We start from the raw sequence: 8,654 nt of genomic DNA on the forward strand, positions 1-8,654 counted from the left end.
AAAGATATGGAAAATACTGCTATAGATAAAACCTATTTTTTAAGGAAAACATGATATCGAATTTATTGGTACATAAATTTATTATGCACGCATAACATTAAAAATAGGGCTATCTTTGCCCTAAATAAATTGCAACCTTTTAAGTATGGATTTCTCCCTTAATGAAGAACAGTTAATGATTCAACAAGCGGCACGAGATTTTGCACAGAACGAGCTGCTACCTGGTATTATTGAACGTGACGATGCCCAACAATTTCCGGCGGAACAAGTTAAAAAAATGGGAGAACTGGGCTTTATGGGAATGATGGTTGATTCAAAATACAATGGTAGTGGACTTGATACGCTTTCCTATGTCTTGGCAATGGAAGAATTATCAAAAATCGATGCTTCATGCTCGGTTATCGTATCAGTAAACAATTCATTGGTTTGTTGGGGATTAGAAACCTACGGAACTGAAGAACAAAAACAGAAATACCTTAGCCGATTGGCCAGTGGAGAAATCATAGGTGCTTTTTGTCTTTCAGAACCAGAAGCAGGGAGCGATGCAACCTCACAGAAAACAACAGCCATAGATAAAGGGGACCATTATGTTCTAAACGGCACAAAAAATTGGATTACCAATGGAAGCTCAGCAGAGGTTTATTTGGTAATCGCTCAAACCGACAGAGAAAAAGGCCATAGAGGCATTAACGCCTTAATTGTCGAAAAAGGAATGGAGGGTTTTGAAATTGGACCCAAGGAGAATAAACTGGGCATACGCGGTAGTGACACCCATTCCCTAATCTTCAACGATGTAAAAGTTCCGAAGGAAAATCGTATCGGTGAAGATGGTTTCGGCTTTAAGTTCGCTATGAAGACTTTGGCAGGAGGTCGTATTGGTATTGCAGCACAGGCACTTGGTATTGCTGCCGGAGCATACGAATTAGCCCTAAAATATTCGAAGGAACGGAAGGCATTCGGTACCGAAATTTCAAATCATCAAGCCATAGCATTTAAGTTGGCCGACATGCATACCAAAATCCAAGCAGCCCGAAATATGGTTTATCAAGCGGCATGGGACAAGGACAATGGCAATAATTATGATCTTTCAGGCGCAATGGCCAAACTTTACGCCTCTGAAGTAGCTATGGAGGTGACCGTCGAAGCTGTTCAAGTTCATGGGGGCAATGGTTTTGTGAAGGACTATCATGTAGAACGATTAATGAGAGACGCTAAAATCACCCAGATTTATGAGGGAACTTCTGAGATTCAGAAAATCGTTATTTCGAGAAGCGTTTTAAAAAGTTAATTAATTTTCAGACCACCCTCCTTTTTTTAGGGGGTGAATAAAATCTTATTGTAAATTACAATTACAAGACCTGTCTTTTGGCAGGTTTTCACTTTTTTACCTACTCCAATTAGCAGATTGAAAATATTGACCGCTTCAAATTATCAACTTGCACAATATTTAACATATCATTTTAAAGTTTGATGATTCTTTTGCAATACCTCAGAATTGCTACGAATTACTCAATGATAAGTTTATTTTTGAGCAAATCTGTTAGGTATGGCGATAGAAAAACAGGGGCTTTATTTGCCTGAATTTGAGCACGACAATTGTGGTGCTGGTTTTATATGCAGTTTGAAAGGAAAGAAATCCAATGATATAATTCACAAGGCATTGGAGATTCTGGATAAGTTGGAACATCGTGGTGCTGTTAGTGCTGATGGAAAAACAGGTGATGGAGCGGGAATCTTAATTGATATTCCACATGAATTCTTTACTGATACCTGCAGGTTTGAATTACCAGAAGCCGGGAATTATGCCGTGGCAAATGTTTTCCTTCCTAAAAAAGAGAATCAACGAATTTTCTGCATTGAGCTATTTGAGGAAAACATCAAAAAACAAGGATTAGAATTATTAGGGTGGCGAGATGTTCCCGTTAATCGTTCAGTACCTGGAAGAATTGCATCAGAGACAGAACCTTTTGTTAAACAGATTTTTATTGGCAAATCAGATGATATTGATGATTTTCAATTCAACATCAAATTGTTCATCGCCAGAAAGGTTACTGAACATGCGATAAGTGCTTCAAAGCTCTCACAAAGTGGTTTCTTCTACTTGCCAAGCCTATCTACTAAGATTATAATATTTAAAGGGCTGCTAATGCCGAACGATATTAGTAGGTATTATGAAGATTTATTGGACCCAAGGGTGGTGACTCGTTTGGCTTTGGTTCACCAAAGATTCTCAACGAACACTTTTCCTACTTGGGATTTGGCGCAACCCTTCCGTTACATGTGCCATAATGGCGAAATCAACACATTAAGAGGTAACGTAGCCCGGATGCGTTCACGAGAAGAGTTAATGACCAGTGATTGGTTTGGTGATGACATCAAGAAAATTCTACCTGTTGTATTGCCTTCTAAGTCAGATTCTGCATCAATGGACATGGTAGTGGAATTACTTTTGATGACAGGACGTTCCTTACCAGAAGTAATGATGCTTTTGGTACCTGAGGCCTGGGAAAAAAATGAAGAAATGTCTTCTGCAAAAAGGGCATTTTATGAATATCACTCCTGTATGATGGAACCCTGGGATGGGCCAGCCTCCATACCATTTACTGACGGAAACTATATTGGTGCTGTATTGGACAGAAATGGATTGCGACCTTCTAGGTATTCGGTAACCAAAAATGGTTATGTTATCATGTCTTCGGAAACTGGGGTCGTCGATTTAGAGCCAGAAAACATTGAATTCCATGGCCGACTGGAACCGGGCAAAATGTTCTTGGTGAACATGGAAGAAGGTCGAATCATCAATGATGAGGAGATAAAAGAAAAAATTGCGAGTAAACATCCTTATGAAAAATGGTTAAAAAATAACTTGGTGCATTTGGGTGATATTCCCTACAACGAGTGTCCGGTATTCCTCGGGGAATTCCCTTTAGAAACTCGTCGTTCGGCCTTTGGTTACACAATGGAGGATATCAATACCATTATTTTACCAATGGCTAAAAATGGTAAGGAGCCCATTGGATCTATGGGTGCAGACACCCCCATTGCTGTACTTTCTGAGCGCCCACAATTGGTCTACAACTATTTCAAGCAACTTTTTGCACAGGTTACCAACCCACCATTGGATGGTATACGTGAAGAAATGATTTGTGATATTAGCCTCACCCTTGGTAGCGACCACAATATTTTTGACTTCTCAGAACTACATTGTAGAAAGCTTAAGATTCAAAACCCTGTCATATCGAAAGAGGATTTGGATAAAATAAAGAACTATGATAGCAGCCCTGATTATAAGGTAGTATCGATTTCAATTTTATATGAAATCAGTAAAGGCGCCAATGGCTTAGAAGATGCATTGGAAAGTGTTTTGCAACAAGCGTCAAAAGCGGTAGATGAAGGCGCCAACATTATTATCCTGTCGGATCGTATGGTGAGCAAAGAATTAGCGGCCATTCCGGCTTTATTGGCGACGTCATTTGTAAATAGTGGTTTACGAAAACTTGAAAAAAGATCACGTCTTAGCATTATCGTTGAATCAGCCGAGCCAAGAGAAGTTCACCATTTTGCACTGCTCTTCGGATTTGGGGCTAGCGCTATAAATCCTTACTTAGTAAACGAGATAATTGGCCAACAATTGGAAGCTGGCGATTTGACCGATGTGACCTTTGAAGAGGCGATCAACAACTATAACAAAGCTGTTGGCAAGGGCATCTTAAAAGTCATGAACAAAATTGGTATTTCAACCCTTAATTCCTATCGCGGTTCACAATTGTTCGAATGTATCGGAATCAACACTAAAGTTGTCGAAAAATACTTTCCAAATACCCCAACAAGAATTGAAGGAGTTGGCTTATACGAATTGGAGAAAGAGGCCGCAAAACGTCATAACAAAGCATTTGTACAACAAAAAATCAATGCTAACCTAGATTTAGAAATTGGTGGGGAATACCGTTGGAGAAGAGATGGAGAAAAACACTTATTTAACCCGTTAAGCATTGCTAAGCTTCAAAAAGCCGTTCGAAACAACGAACCAACCACTTACAAAGAATACTCTGCACTAGTAAATGAACAATCGAAAAGCCTAATGACCATTCGTGGCCTATTTGAATTCTCAAATTACGACCCTATCCCTTTGGATGAAGTTGAGCCGTGGACTGAGATTGTAAAGCGGTTTAAAACTGGTGCAATGTCCTATGGGAGTATCAGTAAAGAAGCCCATGAAAATTTGGCCATTGCCATGAATCGTATTGGCGGTAAAAGTAATTCTGGTGAAGGAGGTGAAGACCCAGAACGTTTTTACAAGAACCAAACCGGAGACTGGAAAAACAGTGCTATAAAGCAGGTAGCTTCAGGTAGATTTGGGGTGTCGTCTAATTATTTGTCTAATGCCAAAGAAATTCAGATTAAAATGGCTCAAGGGGCCAAACCAGGTGAAGGTGGACAGTTGCCAGGACCAAAAGTGAATCCGGCTATTGCCAAGACCAGAAATTCAACACCCTATGTTGGTCTTATTTCCCCTCCTCCCCATCATGATATTTATTCTATTGAAGATTTATCACAGCTGATTTATGACTTAAAATCAGCGAATCGCGAAGCACGAATTAATGTAAAACTAGTTTCAGAAGTAGGTGTGGGTACAGTTGCTGCTGGAGTATCCAAGGCCAAGGCAGATGTCATATTGATATCGGGTCACGATGGCGGCACTGGTGCCTCACCACTTACTTCGTTAAAGCACGCAGGTTTACCCTGGGAACTCGGTATTGCCGAAGCCCAACAAACACTTGTACTAAATGACCTTAGAAATCGGGTTGTTTTGGAATGTGATGGTCAATTAAAAACGGGGCGAGATGTGGCCATTGCCTGCTTGTTAGGAGCTGAAGAATTTGGGTTTGCAACCGCACCTTTGGTCGCTTCTGGTTGTATAATGATGCGTGTTTGCCATTTGAACACTTGCCCAGTCGGTATTGCTACCCAAAATCCAGAATTGCGCAAAAAATTCAAAGGCAAGCCGGAACATGTAGTGAACTATATGTATTTCGTTGCTCAAGAGCTTAGGGAAATCATGGCTAAACTTGGTTTTAGAACCGTTGACGAGATGGTTGGACAAGTACATAAGTTAGATAGAAAAAGTGCTATCGAACACTTTAAAGCATCCGGTATCGATTTGACACCAATACTATATCAAGTTGAAGTTCCTCAAGAGACCAAGCTCTATAATACCACGAAACAGGAACATCATATTGAGGATTCAATAGAATTTGACATTATTGCTAAGGCACACCCAGCTTTATTTAGAAAAGAAAAAATTGCCCTTGATTTTCCAATTAAGAATACAGACCGTGCGGTAGGAGCTATAATCAGTAATGAAATATCAAAAATATATGGAGCCGAAGGTCTGCCTGAGAATACGCTAAGATTGAATTTTACCGGGTCAGCAGGCCAAAGTTTTGGTGCATTCGCAACCAAAGGCCTAACCATGATTGTTAATGGTAATACCAATGATTACATAGGAAAAGGGTTAAGTGGAGCCAAGTTAGTTGTAAAAGTTCCATTTAAATCGACCATAATTCCGGAGGAGAACATCATCATTGGTAACGTGGCAATGTACGGTGCAACAGCAGGAGAAGCCTATATAAATGGTAAAGCTGGAGAGCGTTTTTGTGTTCGAAATTCAGGAGCGAAGGCTGTAGTAGAAGGAATCGGCGATCACGGATGTGAATATATGACTGGAGGTGTTGCCGTAATCCTTGGGGAAGTTGGCAGAAATTTTGGGGCAGGAATGAGTGGAGGAATTGCATTTGTTCTTGATACTCAAAACAACTTCAAGAAAAAGTGTAAAAATGACACCTTGAACTTACTATCAGTAGAAGATGACAAGGATATAATGGAACTAAAAGGACTGATTGAGAATCACTACAACGCCACAATGAGTCCATTGGCCCAACGGATTTTAGAAAAATGGGAAGAATTCCTACCGAAATTTATAAAGGTATTCCCTGAAGAATACAGACAGGCATTGATTCGATTGGAAAAAGAGAAAATGGAAACTTTATAATTTAAAGTAATGGGAAAGACAACAGGATTTATGGAATTTGATCGTGTGGACGAAGCTTATGTTCCCGTTCAAGAACGAATAAAAAATTATAAGGAATTCACAGAACCCTTAAAGGAGAAAGAATTAAAGAATCAGGGTGCACGCTGCATGGATTGTGGAATTCCGTTTTGTCATAGTGGTTGTCCATTAGGTAATTTAATTCCTGACTTTAATGATGCAGTCTATCAGGGAAAATGGGAAAAAGCTACCGAAATTTTACATTCTACCAATAATTTTCCTGAGTTTACAGGAAGACTTTGTCCGGCGCCTTGCGAAGAAGCATGCGTATTGGGTATTAACGAAGACCCAGTATCCATCGAAAACATTGAAAAAAACATTGTTGAAACCGCCTTTTCCAACGGATGGATCAAAGCAAATCCTCCTTCTAAGAAAACTGGAAAAAAAGTGGCCGTCATAGGATCAGGTCCTGCAGGTTTGGCTGCAGCTCAACAATTGAATAGAGCGGGTCATGAAGTAACGGTTTACGAAAGGGATGAAAAAATTGGTGGATTGTTGCGGTATGGTATTCCAGATTTTAAAATGGAAAAGCATGTGATTGATCGTAGATTGCAAATTCTTGAAGAAGAGGGCATTGTTTTCAAAACTGGTGTCAACGTTGGGGTTGATGTAGACGCGAAGGAATTAAAAAGTGAATACGATGCAGTTTTATTGAGTGGCGGTGCAACTGTTAGGAGAAAATTACCTATTCAAGGAGCTGAGTTGAATGGTGTTGTTCAAGCGATGGATTTTCTTCCTCAAAACAACCGTAGGGTTGACGGAATTAAAGATTTGGGAGAAGAAATTTTGGCTACAAATAAAAATGTAATTGTAATTGGTGGTGGTGATACTGGGTCAGATTGTATTGGCACCTCAATTAGACATGGAGCAGAATCCGTAACGAACTTTGAAATCATGCCAATGGCAACCACAGATAGACCTGTGAATCAACCCTGGCCATTTTGGCCAATGAGATTACGTACAAGCTCTTCACATAAAGAAGGTGCAGAACGCGTTTTCAGTATATCAACCAAAGAATTCATTGGCGACGAAAAAGGAAACTTAAAAGCATTAAAAACAGTGGAAGTTGAATGGGAAATTAAGCCCGGTCAACGACCAGTATTGAAAGAACTACCCGGCACTGAAAAAGAATGGAAAGCTGAATTAGTCTTGTTGGCCTTGGGGTTTACAGGTTCAGAAACCACAGTAGCAGAACAATTGGGACTTGAAATGGATAATCGAACCAACATCAAAGCCTCAACCGACAATTTTAGAACCAATGTGCCGGGTATTTTTGTTGCAGGTGATCAAAGAAGGGGGCAATCACTAATTGTTTGGGCAATCTCTGAAGGCCGTGAAGCTGCACACCATATAGATTCATTTTTAATGGGCAATTCAGAATTACCATTAAAAGGATCGGGAGATTTACCGAGGCTTTAAGTACAAATTTTTTGTGTTGCTATATAAATAAATCCAAGATTATATTAAACAAAAAACCCTTCTTTAAAAAAGAAGGGTTTTTTATGGGTATAGAAATAATCACTAATTAATTTACAATCAATGTGTTATCAGTACTTGTTGGGTTTAAAGGGCAAAAGTAAACGTACTCCCCTTTTTCTAAAGTGGTAGGCTTAGAATTTTGCTTACTATCGGTTCCAACCGGTTTGGTTACATAAGCTGTTTGAATATGATTTTCAGGATTTGAGATATCTTCACCTTTTTTCACTAAAACAAAACCAACATTATGGTCAATGCCATTATTGCTAATCTCAAAAACGTAAGTTCCCTCTGTTACGGTAATTTGTTTTTGGGTGAACTCTCCTGATGTTTGTTCCAAAGCAATAGTTTTTGGTGCTTTGTCCATCATAGCTTCTTTCTTCATCATTTTGTCCCCTTTTTTAGACATCATGTTATCTTTCATGGCATCTTGAGCATAGATGTTTGCACTTAGTGCCAAAACAAGCACAACAATTAAATTTTTCATTCTTCTAATTTTTTATGTGTTAATTTTCTTGACCTAATTGTTTAGGTGTCCATTAGGTCGTACTTCTTAATTTAAATTTCAACCCGTCGGAATTTTTAACAAATTTTAATATATCCTCGAGTCAAATCCATTAGAAGTTATACATAGCTAACATCTTGACAATCTGTATATAAGAATGATTAGGCTATCTCTGAAGCTTAAAAAGAAACATGGATTATTAGGTGGACAGTCAATGCCCAATTCAATACTCAGTACAAGGTATAAAAAAACCCCGGCTCTGATATGAGTCGGGGTTCGAAGAAGGCGGCGACCTACTCTCCCACCTGGTGTGGCAGTACCATCGGCGCTGACGGGCTTAACTACCCTGTTCGGTATGGGAAGGGGTGGGCCCCGTCGCCATGGCCACCTAAGATTTGTACCGGTCTTTACCGGTATCCCTTGGCATGTTGCCAAGGACAGTATCGTGACATATGGAAAGGTGCACTTATCGTGCACATGAATCGGGTGAAGGAACGTGTGTAAGTTCACACAACTTATTCAAGTATAAGGAACTTGCGAGGGGCATGCGCAAGCATACGGGCA

General features: G+C 39.7%; 4 protein-coding genes and 1 rRNA gene. 3 read left to right on the forward strand and 2 right to left on the reverse strand.

Annotated features, from left to right (window positions below; genetic code table 11):
* Positions 1-145 precede the first annotated feature (145 nt).
* The 3 genes from HCU67_RS15300 to HCU67_RS15310 all read left to right on the forward strand — a co-directional run bounded on the left by HCU67_RS15300 (position 146) and on the right by HCU67_RS15310 (position 7,528).
* Positions 146-1,288: an acyl-CoA dehydrogenase gene (locus HCU67_RS15300; protein WP_168553454.1), complete on the forward strand. Its 1,143-nt coding sequence runs from the start codon at positions 146-148 to the stop codon at positions 1,286-1,288.
* Between the two features lie 258 nt (positions 1,289-1,546).
* Positions 1,547-6,052, forward strand: coding sequence for a glutamate synthase large subunit (gene gltB / locus HCU67_RS15305; RefSeq protein WP_168553455.1), 4,506 nt, complete (start codon positions 1,547-1,549; stop codon positions 6,050-6,052).
* Positions 6,053-6,061: 9 nt separating this feature from the next.
* Positions 6,062-7,528 (forward strand): glutamate synthase subunit beta, encoded by a 1,467-nt coding sequence (locus tag HCU67_RS15310; RefSeq protein ID WP_168553456.1) that lies wholly within the window; start codon positions 6,062-6,064, stop codon positions 7,526-7,528.
* A gap of 106 nt (positions 7,529-7,634) precedes the next feature.
* On the opposite strand, the gene HCU67_RS15315 is transcribed toward HCU67_RS15310, so the two are convergent.
* Complete coding sequence (locus HCU67_RS15315; RefSeq protein WP_168553457.1) at positions 7,635-8,072, reverse strand: plastocyanin/azurin family copper-binding protein; 438 nt, start codon at positions 8,070-8,072, stop codon at positions 7,635-7,637.
* A 298-nt stretch (positions 8,073-8,370) separates the two neighbouring features.
* Positions 8,371-8,482: ribosomal RNA gene (rrf, locus tag HCU67_RS15320) — 5S ribosomal RNA — on the reverse strand.
* Positions 8,483-8,654: the final 172 nt, after the last annotated feature.

This window comes from Croceivirga thetidis (assembly GCF_012272815.1).
Classification (GTDB): domain Bacteria; phylum Bacteroidota; class Bacteroidia; order Flavobacteriales; family Flavobacteriaceae; genus Croceivirga; species Croceivirga thetidis.

Coding starts and splice junctions, on each gene's coding strand:
- HCU67_RS15300 (WP_168553454.1), top strand. CDS start 146: ATGGATTTCTCCCTTAATGAAGAACAGTTAATGATTCAACAAGCGGCA.
- gltB (WP_168553455.1), top strand. CDS start 1,547: ATGGCGATAGAAAAACAGGGGCTTTATTTGCCTGAATTTGAGCACGAC.
- HCU67_RS15310 (WP_168553456.1), top strand. CDS start 6,062: ATGGGAAAGACAACAGGATTTATGGAATTTGATCGTGTGGACGAAGCT.
- HCU67_RS15315 (WP_168553457.1), bottom strand. CDS start 8,072: ATGAAAAATTTAATTGTTGTGCTTGTTTTGGCACTAAGTGCAAACATC.